Origin of the sequence: Fumia xinanensis (assembly GCF_014384905.1) — a bacterium.
GTDB lineage: Bacteria > Bacillota > Clostridia > Oscillospirales > Ruminococcaceae > Fumia > Fumia xinanensis.
This window is the reverse complement of sequence record NZ_JACRSV010000001.1, coordinates 185,022-199,196: the sequence shown is the minus strand read 5'-3', so window position 1 is coordinate 199,196 and position 14,175 is coordinate 185,022. Positions and strand designations below refer to the sequence as shown.

At 46.7% G+C, this 14,175-nt stretch carries 19 protein-coding genes and 1 other annotated feature; of the genes, 2 read left to right on the top strand and 17 right to left on the bottom strand.

Going from position 1 to position 14,175, the window contains the following annotated elements:
* Positions 1–216 precede the first annotated feature (216 nt).
* From H8710_RS00990 to rpmG, 8 genes are all read right to left on the bottom strand, one after another.
* Entirely contained in the window at positions 217–1,098 is an 882-nt protein-coding gene (locus H8710_RS00990; RefSeq protein ID WP_249293523.1) for a DUF4358 domain-containing protein, read from the bottom strand.
* 245 nt (positions 1,099–1,343) lie between these two features.
* Positions 1,344–1,721, bottom strand: coding sequence for a 50S ribosomal protein L7/L12 (rplL, locus tag H8710_RS00985; RefSeq protein ID WP_249293522.1), 378 nt, complete (start codon positions 1,719–1,721; stop codon positions 1,344–1,346).
* 57 nt (positions 1,722–1,778) lie between these two features.
* Positions 1,779–2,282 carry a 50S ribosomal protein L10 gene (gene rplJ, locus H8710_RS00980; RefSeq protein ID WP_249293521.1) on the bottom strand — a complete coding sequence of 168 codons (504 nt, stop codon included), beginning with the start codon at positions 2,280–2,282 and terminating at the stop codon, positions 1,779–1,781.
* Positions 2,283–2,305: 23 nt separating this feature from the next.
* Positions 2,306–2,457: a sequence feature (ribosomal protein L10 leader region), on the bottom strand.
* 33 nt (positions 2,458–2,490) lie between these two features.
* Positions 2,491–3,183 (bottom strand): 50S ribosomal protein L1, encoded by a 693-nt coding sequence (gene rplA / locus H8710_RS00975; RefSeq protein WP_249293520.1) that lies wholly within the window; start codon positions 3,181–3,183, stop codon positions 2,491–2,493.
* 59 nt (positions 3,184–3,242) lie between these two features.
* Positions 3,243–3,668, bottom strand: a complete 426-nt coding sequence (gene rplK / locus H8710_RS00970) for a 50S ribosomal protein L11 (protein WP_249293519.1) — start codon at positions 3,666–3,668, stop codon at positions 3,243–3,245.
* A 125-nt stretch (positions 3,669–3,793) separates the two neighbouring features.
* On the bottom strand, positions 3,794–4,318 hold the full coding sequence (nusG, locus tag H8710_RS00965) for a transcription termination/antitermination protein NusG (RefSeq protein ID WP_249293518.1): 525 nt from the start codon (positions 4,316–4,318) through the stop codon (positions 3,794–3,796).
* A 37-nt stretch (positions 4,319–4,355) separates the two neighbouring features.
* Positions 4,356–4,628: a preprotein translocase subunit SecE gene (gene secE / locus H8710_RS00960; RefSeq protein ID WP_249293517.1), complete on the bottom strand. Its 273-nt coding sequence runs from the start codon at positions 4,626–4,628 to the stop codon at positions 4,356–4,358.
* 20 nt (positions 4,629–4,648) lie between these two features.
* Positions 4,649–4,798: a 50S ribosomal protein L33 gene (gene rpmG / locus H8710_RS00955; protein WP_038323165.1), complete on the bottom strand. Its 150-nt coding sequence runs from the start codon at positions 4,796–4,798 to the stop codon at positions 4,649–4,651.
* Between the two features lie 429 nt (positions 4,799–5,227).
* Between rpmG and H8710_RS00950 the strand changes: the two genes are divergently transcribed.
* Entirely contained in the window at positions 5,228–5,716 is a 489-nt protein-coding gene (locus H8710_RS00950; RefSeq protein ID WP_249293516.1) for a GNAT family N-acetyltransferase, read from the top strand.
* A gap of 57 nt (positions 5,717–5,773) precedes the next feature.
* Here H8710_RS00950 and pduL read toward each other — a convergent pair whose 3' ends face one another.
* The 8 genes from pduL to H8710_RS00910 all read right to left on the bottom strand — a co-directional run bounded on the left by pduL (position 5,774) and on the right by H8710_RS00910 (position 11,459).
* Positions 5,774–6,349: a phosphate propanoyltransferase gene (gene pduL, locus H8710_RS00945; RefSeq protein ID WP_249293515.1), complete on the bottom strand. Its 576-nt coding sequence runs from the start codon at positions 6,347–6,349 to the stop codon at positions 5,774–5,776.
* Positions 6,350–6,567: 218 nt separating this feature from the next.
* Positions 6,568–6,828, bottom strand: a complete 261-nt coding sequence (locus H8710_RS00940) for a stage V sporulation protein S (RefSeq protein ID WP_249293514.1) — start codon at positions 6,826–6,828, stop codon at positions 6,568–6,570.
* 213 nt (positions 6,829–7,041) lie between these two features.
* On the bottom strand, positions 7,042–7,809 hold the full coding sequence (locus H8710_RS00935; RefSeq protein WP_249293513.1) for a TIGR00282 family metallophosphoesterase: 768 nt from the start codon (positions 7,807–7,809) through the stop codon (positions 7,042–7,044).
* A gap of 28 nt (positions 7,810–7,837) precedes the next feature.
* A complete protein-coding gene (gene hslO, locus H8710_RS00930) occupies positions 7,838–8,719 on the bottom strand; it encodes an Hsp33 family molecular chaperone HslO (protein ID WP_249293512.1) in 882 nt (293 codons plus the stop codon).
* Between the two features lie 278 nt (positions 8,720–8,997).
* Positions 8,998–9,750: a class I SAM-dependent DNA methyltransferase gene (locus tag H8710_RS00925; RefSeq protein ID WP_249293511.1), complete on the bottom strand. Its 753-nt coding sequence runs from the start codon at positions 9,748–9,750 to the stop codon at positions 8,998–9,000.
* Positions 9,743–10,036 (bottom strand): YerC/YecD family TrpR-related protein, encoded by a 294-nt coding sequence (locus tag H8710_RS00920; RefSeq protein WP_249293510.1) that lies wholly within the window; start codon positions 10,034–10,036, stop codon positions 9,743–9,745. The genes H8710_RS00925 and H8710_RS00920 overlap by 8 nt, the downstream gene beginning before the upstream one ends.
* Before the next feature lie 179 nt (positions 10,037–10,215).
* Positions 10,216–10,896, bottom strand: a complete 681-nt coding sequence (locus tag H8710_RS00915; RefSeq protein WP_249293509.1) for a lactate utilization protein — start codon at positions 10,894–10,896, stop codon at positions 10,216–10,218.
* Between the two features lie 17 nt (positions 10,897–10,913).
* Entirely contained in the window at positions 10,914–11,459 is a 546-nt protein-coding gene (locus H8710_RS00910; protein WP_249293508.1) for a GNAT family N-acetyltransferase, read from the bottom strand.
* Positions 11,460–11,689: 230 nt separating this feature from the next.
* On the opposite strand from H8710_RS00910, the gene H8710_RS00905 reads away from it, so the two are divergent.
* The gene (locus tag H8710_RS00905; protein WP_249293507.1) at positions 11,690–12,505 is read left to right on the top strand and encodes a histidinol-phosphatase HisJ family protein; all 816 of its coding nucleotides are present in this window, start codon (positions 11,690–11,692) and stop codon (positions 12,503–12,505) included.
* Between the two features lie 116 nt (positions 12,506–12,621).
* Here the strand turns inward: H8710_RS00905 and H8710_RS00900 are convergent, their stop codons facing one another.
* Positions 12,622–14,109: a DUF1846 domain-containing protein gene (locus H8710_RS00900; RefSeq protein WP_249293506.1), complete on the bottom strand. Its 1,488-nt coding sequence runs from the start codon at positions 14,107–14,109 to the stop codon at positions 12,622–12,624.
* Between the last annotated feature and the right edge of the window lie 66 nt (positions 14,110–14,175).

The following is a 14,175-nucleotide window of genomic DNA, read 5'->3' as shown; positions in this document are numbered from 1 at the left end:
GCAACTCGTCCATTTTTAATTTATGAATGATTTGAACCTTATATTTTAATAATATGTGATATATTCCAATATAAATATATATTTATTATACAATGTCGAAGTTTGTAAATTGTTTATATTGACTACATTAATTCATTTTCATATACTTAAAATCCTATATTAGGATTGAAAATTATATAAAAAACAGCCGCGTCAAAAGACACAGCTGTTTTACACTTATTTTTTCAATGCATTGGTAAAGGCGGAATTGGCTGCGCTTACATCCCCTGCACAGTCGTAGTTTTCTTCACCGTCCCCTATGATGCCTACAATAATAAGAGCAACAAAATTACCGTTGCTCACCACCTTGGACGCATCCAAACGTTCGATGTTTCCCATGACACCATAATGTTCAAATTGCTTTTTCTGAGCAGCCTGCTTGTCCTGGAGCGCCTTTTTCACGGCGTCCACTTTACCGTCTTTGGCCTCGACAACCAACATAATATCACAGTTGGTCATAGAGCCGGCATAAACTCCTTTATAACCTACAACATCGCTCACCGAAACACCAAACATATCGGACAAGGTGCTATCGTCTATCGACATAGGCATATTCATAATGGCAGCATCAATTCCTTCGTGACGTGCCGCCACTGCACTATCCATAGCGTCATACACGGCGGAAGCGCTGATCGAGGTACTGGGCTTGGATGTAGAGGAAGAGTTGCTATTAGAAGACTCTGGCTTGGGAATGGGAGGCTTTTGAGTTGTACCAGAAGAAGGCTGGCTCTCCGGCTTACTATTCTCTGTAGGTTTACTGGAGCTAGCCGGTTTGCTGGAAGTGGATGGTTTGTTCTGAGCCGGCTTGCTTTCCGGAACAGAAGCAGAGCTACTCTCCTGTTCACTGGAGTTTTCTGAAGAGGGAACTTCTTCTGAAGAAGAGCTTTCCGGTTCAGAAGCATTCTCCGAATCGTCTAAGCTACTGTCAATACTGGATTCGGAACTTTCCAGAGAAGAAAGAGAGGATTCACTGCCGCTTTCAGACCCGCTGTCGTTACCACAGGATGTCATGGCCAACATAAGTGCTGCCGCCAATAACAAGCTGACTAATTTTTTCATAAATAAACTCCTTTTATGTTCTGCGCTAAAAGCGCTGTAGTAGTCAAACTTCCAATGGGCTTTCTTTTTTAATAACCACCCGAAGGGGAATATCTGCCGCGTGCTGCGACTGCCCATAAATGGAAAGTTCATTTAATTAGTAATGAAAAAGCCGCTTTCTGTTGCATACAATCGCCGTGTTTTACAATTCTTAACCAAAACAACAAAAAAGCCGTCCTGACGGACGGCTTTTCCAAGAAGCAAAATTATTTGAGCTCGACTTTTGCGCCAGCGTCTTCCAATTTCTTCTTCATCTCTTCAGCGTCAGCTTTGGAGACACCTTCTTTGACAGCCTTAGGAGCATTGTCAACGATTTCTTTGGATTCTTTCAGGCCGAGACCAGTAATCTCTTTAACAGCCTTGATTACGCCGGTCTTAGAAGCGCCAGCTTCAACCAGAACAACGTCAAACTCGGATTTTTCTTCAGCAGCAGCGCCGCCAGCAGCGGGAGCAGCAACCGCAACGGTAGCAGCAGCGGCAGAAACGCCAAACTCCTCTTCCAGTGCTTTTACAAGGTCAGCAAGCTCCAAAACGGTCAGAGCTTTTACCTCTTCGATCATAGCTAATACTTTCTCAGAAGCCATTTTAATATACCTCCATTAATTTCATTTAAATAAGTTTCAGCAACAAAAATTCTGTTACTAGCAAGCCTCTTTCTGCTCTCTGATCTGATCCAGAACAACGGCGAGGTTGCGAATGGTACCGTTCAGGCCACACAGTACCTGGGAAATAAGAACTTCTTTAGAAGGAATGCTTGCAAGATGGTCCACGCCTGCTGCATCCAGCAAATCTTCTTCAACGAAACCGGCTTTGATGTTGAAGCCTTCTTTGTTATCCTTAGCGTATTTCGCAATGATTCTGGCAGGAGCGGTCATATCGCCTTCTGTCAGAGCTACTGCGGTTGTACCATCCAGATGCTTAGTAAAGTCGGCAAATTTGGAATCGGCAACTGCAAAACGAATAACAGAGTTCTTGTAAACAGAGTACTCTACTCCGGCCTCACGAAGCTCTTTACGGAGCTTGGTGTCGTCAGCGACGTTGATACCTTTGTAGTCGACTAAAACACCGGCGACAGCACTTTCGAATTTTGCTTTCAAATCAGCTACAGCTTGTTGTTTTTCGAGTAAAACTTTCTCACTTGGCAAAGTTTTTCACCTCCGTAAATTAAGGTAGTAACTAAAAAGCCCTTTCCCCGCATACGAGGAAAGGGCAAAACAAGCCTAAAGCTTACATTTTACGTCTTCCTCGGCAGGTGGAGAACCCTTTACGCAGCGGAAAATCCGCCGCACCTACTGTCTTAGGATTACATCTTTTTAATTATAGCACAAGCAAGGTTGCTTGTCAATAACTAAATTATACACCGTATTTAGCGGTGGAAACTTTGATGCCGGGGCCCATGGTGGAAGCGACCACGCAGGACTTGATATACTGGCCTTTCGCAGAAGCGGGTTTCGCTTTCACGATAGCGCCCATCAGGGTCTCAAAGTTTTCGGAGAGTTTCTCTGCGCCAAAGGAAGCTTTTCCGATAGGGCAGTGAATGATGTTGGTCTTATCGAGACGGTACTCGATTTTACCGGCTTTTGCCTCAGTCACAGCCTTGGCAACATCAGGGGTAACCGTACCAGCCTTGGGGGACGGCATCAAGCCGCGGGGGCCGAGCACTTTACCCAGACGGCCGACAACGCCCATCATGTCAGGGGTTGCGATGACCACATCGAAGTCCATCCAGCCTTCGGACTGGATTTTCTGTACATATTCCTCACCAGCGTAGTCCGCGCCGGCTTCTTCAGCGGCTTTGACATTGTCGCCTTTACAAATAACCAGGATTTTTACCGATTTACCGGTACCGTTGGGCAAAACGACTGCGCCACGGACCTGCTGGTCAGCGTGACGGGAGTCGACGCCCAGACGGATATGAGCTTCGATGGTTTCATCGAACTTTGCTTTTGCACTTTTAACAGCCATGTCCAAAGCTTCGGTAGCATCCATAGAAGTGTTGCGATCGAAAGCTTTGAGGCTATCTGTATATTTTTTTCCGTGTTTCATACTAATATCCTCCCTGTTAAGTGGTTGATAGCGGAAAGTTCCTCCCACACAGCGGGCGGTTAATCCACAACCTCAATACCCATAGAACGTGCGGTACCTGCAATCATGCGCATTGCAGATTCAACATTTGCAGCATTAAGGTCGGGCATTTTTTGCTCAGCGATCTTCTGTACCTGCTCTTTGGTGATCTTTGCAACTTTCTTTTTGTTCGGTTCGCCGGATGCGCTCTCCAATCCGCAAGCCTTTTTGATAAGAACTGCTGCGGGGGGAGTTTTGGTGATAAAGGTAAAGGAACGATCGGCGTAAACGGTGATGACAACCGGAATGATCATGCCGATGTCATTTTTGGTACGCTCGTTGAATTCCTTGGTGAAGCCCATAATATTAACACCGTGCTGACCGAGTGCCGGACCAACCGGGGGTGCAGGTGTTGCTTTACCTGCGGGAATCTGTAGCTTAATGTAACCTACTACTTTTTGAGCCATTGATAAGCACCTCCAAAATAACGTGGTAAGGCGGAAAAAGTCTCTGCTTCTTCCTCCCACATTCAGAATAGAACATTATATTCTAATCTGAAAGCCGCCTTAATAGGCGTCAGACTGTTTTCTTCTTAATCCTTTGACAGTTCAACCTGGCCGAGCTGCAGTTCCACCAGAGTGTCTCTTCCGAACATGGAAACAGTCACTTTGACCATATCCTTGTCCACATCAAGTTCCTCAACTTTTCCAACAAAGCCTTCCAGCGGGCCGTGGACGATTTTAACCCCACTTCCGACTTGGTAATCCACTTCCACCGTTTTGACTTCCACACCCAAGTCCTCAATTTCCTTTTCAGTCAACGGGATGGGTTTGGTGCTGGGGCCGACAAAGCCGGTCACGCCTCTGATATTTCTGACAACGTACCAAGAATCATCCGTCAAAATCATTTTGACCAAGACATATCCTGGAAAAATTTTCCGTTCTACCTCGCGCTTTTTGTCGTCTTTGTATTCTACAACTGTCTCCGTGGGTACTCTTACCTCGAAAATGAGGTCCTGGAAACCTTGATTTTCCACAACCTTCTCTATATTTTGTGCAACTTTGTTTTCATACCCGGAATACGTGTGAATGACATACCATTTTGGTGTTTCTGACATAATCAGACCTCCGACAAATTAAAGCGTTCTAAGCAGTTTATTTTGGGAAAATTTCGAGTCCCAGGGACAATGCCCTCAGTGCGCCAAGCGCAAAGTCGATGATCCAGATCGCGACACCGACGACGCCCATCGCAACAAAAACCACGATGGTGTTGTTGACGACCTGCTTTTTAGTAGGCCATACGATCTTTTTGACTTCACTGCGGAAATCCTTGAAGAAATGGGAGACTTTTTTCCAAAAGCCGTTTTTCTTTTCCTTTTTTTCCTTCTTGGCTTTTTCAGGAGCTTTTTCAGCAATTTTATCTGCCATGACTAATCTCCTCTCCCCGCTTACTTGGTTTCCCTGTGAAGCGTGTGTTTTTTGCAGAAACGACAATACTTGTTCATTTCCAGCCTGTCCGGATCGTTCTTCTTGTTTTTCATTGTGTTGTAATTACGCTGTTTGCACTCCGTGCAAGCTAAGGTAATCTTAACCCTCATCTTCGGCACCTCCTGTATAGTCGGACTGTGTTTGCCTCCCTCAAAAAGGAGAACTTTCTCAAAAGTTCCATCGAACTTCTGTGGAATGGGTGGGCAGAATGCCCTTTAGAAACGGTAGTTTCTAAATTTTTGCACAAAAAAATAAACCCTTTTAGAGGTATAACAATTGTAACACAGCAGAAATTGCTTGTCAACCTTATAAAGTTAAAATCTTTATTATCCGGATAAATTCCCCATTGACGTCAGATTAAGAAGGGAAATGCGCTCTTATCTTGTTCATCTTGCTGTTATTTTGCGGCTTTTTCGGTAAGGTGATCTACCTGTGGCGCAGATGGAAAAAGTGCTCTACTCCTATATGACAGCTCTTGAACTTTAGCGGTTCTTTGTGCTAAAATAATCTTATCAATCAACGTCAAAGGGGTCTTTTGCATGAATATCACCATTAAAAACGTTTCTTCTCCGGAGGATATTGCCCTCATTGCAGATTTGGGGCGAGAAATCTGGCATGAGCACTACGACAGCCTCATCGGGCCGGATCAGGTTGACTACATGCTGGAACATTTCCAAAGCGTTCCCGCCATCACCGATCAAATCGCCCATGGCACCGTTTATCTGCTGGCATTCTGGGACGGTGAGCCGGCCGGATACTGCGCCTTTAAGCCGGAAGAAGCCAAAATGTTTTTATCCAAAATCTATGTGCGCGGCGCTTTCCGCAAACGGGGAATCGCCTCGGCCCTTTTCGACCAGGTGCAAAAGGCATCCAGCGGCAAATCCTGCATTTATCTCACCGTCAATAAGTACAACAGCGGTTCCATCGAAGTGTACAAAAAGTTAGGCTTTACCATTGCGAAAGAAGCGGTCACCGACATCGGCGGCGGCTATGTGATGGACGATTACATCATGGAAAAGGTGCTTTGATTCGCCGATATAATGGAAAAAGGCCGGAGTATTCTCCGGCCTTTTTCCATTGTGTAGCTACAGCTTAACGATTTCGCCGTATACTTCGCCCGAGCATCCGGCAGCGTTTGCCTCATCGGTGTCCAGATGCATAGCAGCGGCAAATTTGTCGCTGACGCGGACGACAACGTCCCCGAAAATTAGTTTTCTTTCGGGAGTGTCCACCCGAACCCAAACAATGTCTTTGTCTTTGACGTCCTGCTCAGCAGCGTCGGCAGGTGTGAAATGGATGTGGCGCTTTGCGATAATAACGCCTTCCTTCAATTCCACCTCTCCGCAGGGGCCCACCAGCTTGCAGCCCGCGGAACCAGCTACGTCGCCAGACTCGCGGATAGGAGCGGTGACGCCCAAAGTGCGGGCGTCGGAAGCGCTGATTTCCACCTGAGTCGCATTTCTCTCAGGTCCGAGAATAGAGGCGTTAAACTGTCCTTTTGGCCCCACAATGGTCACTTTTTCGGCACAGGCGAACTGGCCGGGTTGGGAAAGGTCTTTTTTATTGGTGAGTTTGGCGTCTGCTCCAAAAAGGGTTGCCAAATCTTCTTTTGTCACATGCAGATGTCTTGCCGACGTTTCTACGATAAATTTTTTTGCCATATTAAAATCCTCCATTTTAATAACTTTTACCGCAATTATTATATGCCTTTTTAAAGGATAGGTCAAGGAAAAAATAGCCCTCAACCAAAAATTTACCGAAGCATCCTCATTTTATTTTTTGCTTTCCTATTTATAAACTTACCCTCTACAGCGTGCGGTTTCAATCGCTGCACAAAAAAAGGACGGATTTCCCGTCCTTTTTTCCAATTTATTAAAATCTATCGCGGTTCTACGATCAATTTGATTGCCGTTCGCTCCGCACCGTCAATTTCCACATTCGCAAAAGCAGGTATGCAAACTAAATCAACGCCGGTAGGAGCAAGGTATCCCCTCGCAATCGCCACCGATTTAATGGCCTGATTCGCAGCTCCTGCGCCGACCGCCTGGATTTCCACCGCGCCTTTCTCTCGAATAACGCCTGCAATAGCGCCTGCAACCGAATTTGGGATGGATTTTGCGGAAACTTTTAGAATATCCATTTTGTTGTCCTCCTGAAATGAATCCTGTTAGAATTCTGAAATAAGGCGCTGAGCGCCTTTATTCAACGCCGCGGTGGTAAATTGTATCACCGGACAAAGCAAGCGGAACCCTTCGTCTCAGAAATAGGCCGTACATGCTTTGAGCTATAATTCGCTATAGAAATTATATTATATATTAACAGTTTTTTCAAGAGTTTTTGAAATATTTGTAAATTACACAAGTCTTTCTCGTCGAATTTTGTTACATTTGCCAGTTTGTTTGGTTAAATCAAGGACGATACCTTCCAATTTACAGGCCGTATCCGGCACGGTAAAGCGCGTGGGGAGATGTGTAGTCATTTTTCGGATAATATTTTCGGGATTGACTCCCAGAATAGAGAGAATCGGGCCAGTCATCCCCAAATCGGAAATATAGCCAGTTCCCTTGGGCAATATCTGCTCGTCAGCTGTCTGAACATGGGTGTGGGTTCCTACCACAGCCGACACTCTTCCATCCAGATAATACGCCAGCGCCATTTTTTCACCGGTTGCCTCGGCGTGAAAGTCGACGATGTAAAAATCCGCTTCCACCTCCGATAGAATCCGGTCGCAGGTGCGAAAGGGACATTCCAGCGCGTCCATAAACACCTGGCCTTGAACATTAATGACGCAGAGCCGCCAGTTTCCGCCATCTAGCAGGTAATACCCATTTCCATAGCAGCCCTCAGGATAATTAGCGGGACGGATTAGGTTGGGATGCTCATCCAAGTATTCCTGAATCTCCCAGCGTTTAAAGACGTGGTTGCCAGTAGTGATAACATCTACCCCACTATCGAACAAAAAGTTGGCGGAATGAGGCAAAATGCCGTTTCCTACCGCAGAATTTTCTCCGTTTGCGATTACAGCGTCTATTTGATTTTCTCGTTTAAATGCGGGCAGCTTTTCCCGCAAAAAATCGCACCCCTGTTGGCTGATGACGTCCCCAATTAAAAATACTCTCATGATCGGTTCCTTTCTGGCAGAGCGAGTGTTACTTGGATGCGTTGTCCAGCAGACGTGTGAGCTCATCCTCGCTGTATCGATACTTTTTCTCACAGAAATGACAGCAGACCTCCGTACCATGATCCTCTGTGATCAGTTCATTGAGCTGCTCCCGGCCCATGCTGAGCAAAGCCCGCTCGACCCTCTCTTTATTGCAATCGCAGCGGTAGAGAGGAGTCCGCTCCTCCAAAATCTCCGGTTCAAGGCCGGCAAGAAGCAGCTTACAGATATCAGGAGGAGTCATCCCTTCGTCAATCATAGTTGAGACCGGCTTAATGCCATTTATATTTTGCTCGATGGTTTCAATGGCTTTTTCGTCAGCAAAGGGCAGCAACTGAACCAGAAATCCTCCCGCTGCTCTCACCGTCAAGTCTGGATTAACAAGTACGCCCAAAGCACATACTGTGGGAACCTGTTCGCTGACGGCATAATAGTTGGTGATATCTTCAGCAATTTCACCGGATACGATGGGGGTTTGCCCGACATAGGGCTCCTTTAGGCCAAGATCGCGGATGACGCTCAAATATCCGTCAGTCCCCACTGCCCCCGCTACGTCCAGCTTTCCTTTGCTGTTTAGCGGAAGTTCGACTACTGGATTTACCGGATAGGCCTTGACGTTGCCTTTGCTGTCCGAAACGGCGATAACAGAGCCCACTGGGCCCTTGCCATTGAGTCGTAAGGTCAGGCTGTCGTTTTCACCTTTTAAAAGGCATCCCATCATGGAGGCCGCAGTCGCAAGCCGTCCCGTAGCTGCCGTCACTACTGCTGAAGTCTTGTGTATCTGTTCGATTCTAGCTGCAATGTCAGTGGAGTCAATAGCCATGGCCATAACCGATCCATCTGCCGAAAGCGCTCTTGTCAATCTTGCCATATTCATAAAATCCTTTCTTTTTCCATAAGAGTATTATTCCATAGATTTTATAAATTTGCAAGTTAAGAAAAAAACTAATCCCCAGATTTGAGTGAGGATTGGTTTTACAAAAAAGAAATCGGAAGGATGACGAAAGCGGTCATCCTCCCGATATAATGTTTTATATGACAAAAGTTATCCCGTTGCTTTCTCTCTTTTGGTAGGCCGTTCAGAGTTCATTGTAACTATAAAAGGTTGTTGAGTGTTGTCAACAGTCTTTTATTTGTATAGTATAACAGTCATTTTTTCTTGCAGTGCTTCACCACATATATGAGACGCTGCTCGTCTTCCTGGGGCGGTTCAAAAGTGTCCTCCCCATAAATAGCCTGAATCTCAAGTCCCGCCTTTCGGAGTGCTTCCCCGATTTGTTTCTCGCTATACGCCCGCTCGGCAAAGTGGTCCTCCATCCGCAGATAATTCTCCCCGTCCTCAGACACAAAGATATCCAAGTCCATCTGGATGACATCGTTTTCCCTGTGGCTGTTCTGCCAGGCACAGTAAACGTCTCCATAGTCGTATACGAAGGTGTTGTCCGCCAGAATCTCCCGATGCTTGTAGCAGGTGTTCACATCAAAGACAAAGACCCCGTCCGGGTGCAAAAACAAAGAAACCTTCTCTAAAGCAGTACAAAAATCATCGTAATCGGTCAAATGGTTCAAACTGTCTAATGCTGAAACCGCCGCGTCGACGGTACCGTACAGGTCGAGTTCCATCATGTCCTGGTTGAGATAGATGATGTCCCTACCGCTTCGGAGTTTTTTCTCCAAAGCCGCCGACAGCATCTCCTCCGAGTTGTCCACCCCGATCACATCATACCCCAATTTGCTCAATTCCTCACTGAGCTTTCCGGTACCACATCCAAGATCCAGCAAAATCCCGTGGAAACCTCCGTGCCGCAAAATCGCCTGGTCAAAATACTCAGCACGCTTCTCATAATCGATTTCCGAGGTTAGAAGATCGTAAACGCAGGCGAAATCCCCGTAATCACTCATCTTGTTTCAGCCGGTCAAAAACCACTGAATAGCCGTCGCAGCCGTAATGAAGAGACCGGTTGACCCGGCTTATGGTGGCGGTACTTGCACCAGTTTCATTGACGATATCGCTGTATACCTTGTTTTCGCTGAGCATCTTGGCTACCTGAAGCCGCTGAGCCAGCGCTTTCAGTTCCTGTACAGTGCAGAGGTCTTCAAAAAATTTATAGCATTCGTCCATGTTTTCCAATTTGAGAATCGCCTTAAATAAAAATTCCACGTTGAATTCTTTCAGCTTTTCGTTCATTTCAGCACCCCACCCATTCCATTTATCTGGTTATCGTGACGGCAAAACCACTTGCGTCTTATAGTTTGATTTTAGCACGCCACAGTGAGAAAGTCAACACTGCAGGCTGTCCTTCTCAAAATATTTGCCGGAAAATGGGAAAAGGAACGGCGGTTTGCCTCCGTCCCTTTTATATTATTTTAATATCCCAAATCCTGCCCCACCAGCAATACCTTGATCCTGTTTTTCTGCCGCTGGCGCGCACTGATGACGTAATTACAACAGATCCGGGCGTCGGTGTGACAGCCGGCACAAATTTCCACGCCGGACTTTTTCCCTTCCAGAGAGGCACAATATCCTTTTTCGCTACAGAAAGTGCCGCATCTAAGGCGCAGAGCATTAGCTGGCGCTGAGACAGTCTTGACCCTCAGAACGGCTTCGTCCAAATTGCGGACGATTTTGTTAATGCCTACCACCATAATCACCGACTTGGGGCCGTACAGGATAGCCGCCGTACGGTTGGAGTTGCCGTCTACGTTATAGAGCTCCCCGTTTTCAGTGACGGCGTTGCTGCTGCACAGGTAGACGTCTGAGGAAAAGGCCTGACGAAAAATCGCTTCCCTGTCTTCCTTGCTGAGGCCCTCTCTGTCTCGGTCGAGGAAGCAGTAGGGTCCATCCCGCAGAAAGTCGATGACGCCGCACTGGTAAAGGGACACCGAGCCGCCACAGGTGACGGTTGAGCCCGCAGAAATCATTTCACTCAGCCGCGGGACGACATCCTCTTTGTCCGGGACAAAAAACGCCTCCATGTTATTTCTTTCCAAATTTTCCATGGTCCGTTCAATCCGCTTTTTTAAGATTTCCGCTTTAAATCCATCCATATAGATTCGTCCTTTCCTTACAGCAGTTCATTTCTGATTTCATATATGGGGCAGGTGAAAAAGCCCTTTTCAGTATTTAGAAAAACTTCTTCTCCACTTTTGGGACACATACCCGCCTTTTGCATCACCCGCATGGAGGCGATATTTCCCTCGGCGTATTTCGCCTCGATTCTTCGGCACCGCACTTCCTGAAAGAAAAACCGAATGACCGCCTGAAGTGCCTCCAACGCCAGTCCTTGCCCCCACCATTGCTTACCGATGCAGTAACCCACTTCAAAGGTCTGCCGTCCTGAAATCTGCACCGCTCCAATAGAGCCGATGGGTTCTCCAGCCTCTTTCAGCTCGATAGCCCATTCATAGAAGTTCTTTTTACGGTACTGTTTGCACCATTTTCCTAGAAGCTGCCGGCTCTCATCCTCCGACTGATGGGCATCCCAAGTCAAATATTTCGTCACCGCCGGATGTCCTGCCCAATTGCGGAACATCGCCTTACTGTCATCGACCTCAAACCGTCGGAGCCTCAGCCTCTCTGTCTCGATTGGGACCGTTCCCTGCTGTCTCATCGTCTTCCCGTCCTTTGCCGCATAGAGTCCTTGCACCCTACCGCAGGATATGCTATACTAATTGCGGCCTTCGATCTTATCATTGTATATCACAGATTCTTTTGCTAAAAACTGCCTTATGGGTAATTTTCCCCATAATATAACGCTAACAATTGGTACAAACTCGTTGTATGAGTATATTATAGCACTATTTGAAGGAAAAAAATACTATTTTCTTGGGAGATGCTTTTATGTATTCACTAATTGATTGCCATAATCATTCCATCTACAGCTTTGATGCAGTGGACACAGTTGAAGCCATGTGCCTCCGGGCGGAAGAACTGGGCCTCACGGCATTTGCCCTCACTGACCACAGTGATTTAAATGGAAAAAACCTGACAGAATGTATCGAAACGGTCGGCCAGTCAGTGGACAAAGTAGAACAATTTCGTAGTACCCATTCACTTCAATGCGAGCTGCTGACCGGACTGGAACTTGGCGAGGCAGTTGATTACCCAAAAGACGCCAAAGTCATGGTGAAACTTCGTTCCTACGATGTCATCATCGGCTCTTATCACAACAGCCCAAACGGCGAGGACTATTATTATATAGATGTGCAAAAGATGTCCGATATGGAAATCCGCACTTCACTGCAAGGCTATTTCCAAAAGCTCATTGAGACGGTCCAGAACACCGAATTGGACGTTCTGGCACATATAACCTATCCGTTGCGGTATGTCGTAGGTGACCAGGGCCGCCGTATTTTTTTAAGCGACTATGAGGAACAGCTCCATCTACTCTTAACCAGTATTATTAACAGAGGAATTGCATTGGAAGTAAACACCAGTGGACTCCGCCAAAAAATTGGGGAACCGCTTCCCAATAAAACAATTCTTCAGAAATACCGAGAACTGGGTGGAACCATGGTTTCGTTGGGATCTGATTCCCACAACACCAGGGACCTCGCAAAAGGAATCAAAGAGTGCACGCAGCTACTTTCTGAGCTGGGGTTTACAAATATCACTTATTTCCGTCAACGTCAGCCGGTCTTTGTTCCCATTGGATAAACATAAAACCCCGTTTTTTAATAAAACGGGGTTTTGTTATCCGATAATGAAAAATTTCTGAGTCAACAATAAATCGCTTACAAAGTACATTTCACAGTTAGGCAAAGCGCTTGTTTTTACTTATGGTACAGCTTCTTTGTCTGATATTGGGGTTCACAGGTGAGATTCATCCCCAATTTTTTGTAAACCGAATCGTCCACTTGGGAAAGGATGACTGACGAATGGGCCTCGCAGCCTTTTAGCTTCTCCAGCTGCTTCATGGCAAGCTCCGCCGTGGGGTTAGTAGCCGCCGCCATGGCCAGCGCGATCAACGTTTCGTCCATGTGAAGGCGGGGGTTGTTGTTGCCCAGATGATTAACCTTCAAGTCTTGAATTGGCTCGATGATAATGGGAGAAATCAGGTGAACGTTGTCGCGGATGCCGCCCAGCTGTTTCAAGGCATTGAGCAGCGCCGCCGAGGATGCGCCCAGCAGCGATGAGGTCTTCCCAGTGACAATGGTTCCATCAGGAAGCTCAATAGCCGCTCCGGGATGGCCGGTTTCCTCTGCAATTCCGTTGGCGGCGGCGGCAACCCCGCGAATATCGGTATCGATTCCCGCCTGCTTCATCAGAAGCTCTACTTTGACGACGGTTTCCTCGCTGCCTCTTCCCTGTCGCCGATCGCACATAGCTTGATAATACCGACGGACAATCTCCTGCTTGGAAGCCTGACGGACCGCCTCGTCATCGGTAATACAGTTTCCAACCATATTGACGCCCATATCAGTAGGAGATTTATAGGGGCTTTCCCCACCGGTTATTTTTTCAAAAATAGCATTGAGAACTGGAAAAATCTCCACATCCCGGTTGTAGTTGACGGTGGTTTCCCCATAAGCCTCTAGGTGGAATGGATCGATCATGTTTACATCATTTAAATCTGCAGTCGCCGCCTCGTAAGCCAGGTTCACCGGATGCTTCAGTGGCAGATTCCAGATAGGGAAAGTCTCAAACTTTGCGTAGCCCGCTTTGGTGCCTCTGCGGTATTCGTGGTAGAGCTGGGACAGGCAGGTGGCCATCTTACCGCTGCCAGGGCCGGGCGCCGTAATGACCACCAAGGGACGGGTCGTCTCAATATATTCGTTTTTCCCGTAGCCTTCATCACTGACGATCAGCGGAATATTGGCAGGATAACCAGCGATGGAATAGTGACGGTACACCTTAATACCCAAACCTTCGAGTTTTTTCTGAAAATGCTCGGCTGCCGCCTGACCGGCATATTGACTCACCACTACACTCCCTACATAGAGGCCAATCTCACGGAAAGCATCAATGAGCCGCAGCACATCAGTGTCGTAGGTAATTCCTAAATCGCCGCGAACTTTATTTTTCTCGATATCCGAAGCGTTGATAACGATGACTATCTCAGCGTCGTCTTTGAGCTGGGACAGCATTTTGATTTTACTGTCGGGGGCAAATCCGGGAAGTACTCTGGATGCGTGGTAATCGTCGAACAGTTTTCCACCAAACTCCAGATACAGTTTATTGTCAAACTGCGAAATTCTTTCCATGATATGTTCCGACTGCATCTTCAGGTATTTATCGTTATCAAATCCAATCAAGTTCATCTTAAACTTCCCCTTACTTGCTCTAATCCATACTCTTATTATTATAAAGAAATTACCGGCACTTTA

Excerpts from the sequence above, each read along its gene's own strand:
- H8710_RS00990 (WP_249293523.1), bottom strand. The coding sequence starts at position 1,098 with ATGAAAAAATTAGTCAGCTTGTTATTGGCGGCAGCACTTATGTTGGCC.
- rplL (WP_249293522.1), bottom strand. The coding sequence starts at position 1,721 with ATGGCTTCTGAGAAAGTATTAGCTATGATCGAAGAGGTAAAAGCTCTG.
- rplA (WP_249293520.1), bottom strand. The coding sequence starts at position 3,183 with ATGAAACACGGAAAAAAATATACAGATAGCCTCAAAGCTTTCGATCGC.
- rplK (WP_249293519.1), bottom strand. The coding sequence starts at position 3,668 with ATGGCTCAAAAAGTAGTAGGTTACATTAAGCTACAGATTCCCGCAGGT.
- nusG (WP_249293518.1), bottom strand. The coding sequence starts at position 4,318 with ATGTCAGAAACACCAAAATGGTATGTCATTCACACGTATTCCGGGTAT.
- secE (WP_249293517.1), bottom strand. The coding sequence starts at position 4,628 with ATGGCAGATAAAATTGCTGAAAAAGCTCCTGAAAAAGCCAAGAAGGAA.
- rpmG (WP_038323165.1), bottom strand. The coding sequence starts at position 4,798 with ATGAGGGTTAAGATTACCTTAGCTTGCACGGAGTGCAAACAGCGTAAT.
- H8710_RS00950 (WP_249293516.1), top strand. The coding sequence starts at position 5,228 with ATGAATATCACCATTAAAAACGTTTCTTCTCCGGAGGATATTGCCCTC.
- pduL (WP_249293515.1), bottom strand. The coding sequence starts at position 6,349 with ATGGCAAAAAAATTTATCGTAGAAACGTCGGCAAGACATCTGCATGTG.
- H8710_RS00940 (WP_249293514.1), bottom strand. The coding sequence starts at position 6,828 with ATGGATATTCTAAAAGTTTCCGCAAAATCCATCCCAAATTCGGTTGCA.
- H8710_RS00935 (WP_249293513.1), bottom strand. The coding sequence starts at position 7,809 with ATGAGAGTATTTTTAATTGGGGACGTCATCAGCCAACAGGGGTGCGAT.
- hslO (WP_249293512.1), bottom strand. The coding sequence starts at position 8,719 with ATGGCAAGATTGACAAGAGCGCTTTCGGCAGATGGATCGGTTATGGCC.
- H8710_RS00925 (WP_249293511.1), bottom strand. The coding sequence starts at position 9,750 with ATGAGTGATTACGGGGATTTCGCCTGCGTTTACGATCTTCTAACCTCG.
- H8710_RS00920 (WP_249293510.1), bottom strand. The coding sequence starts at position 10,036 with ATGAACGAAAAGCTGAAAGAATTCAACGTGGAATTTTTATTTAAGGCG.
- H8710_RS00915 (WP_249293509.1), bottom strand. The coding sequence starts at position 10,896 with ATGGATGGATTTAAAGCGGAAATCTTAAAAAAGCGGATTGAACGGACC.
- H8710_RS00910 (WP_249293508.1), bottom strand. The coding sequence starts at position 11,459 with ATGAGACAGCAGGGAACGGTCCCAATCGAGACAGAGAGGCTGAGGCTC.
- H8710_RS00905 (WP_249293507.1), top strand. The coding sequence starts at position 11,690 with ATGTATTCACTAATTGATTGCCATAATCATTCCATCTACAGCTTTGAT.
- H8710_RS00900 (WP_249293506.1), bottom strand. The coding sequence starts at position 14,109 with ATGAACTTGATTGGATTTGATAACGATAAATACCTGAAGATGCAGTCG.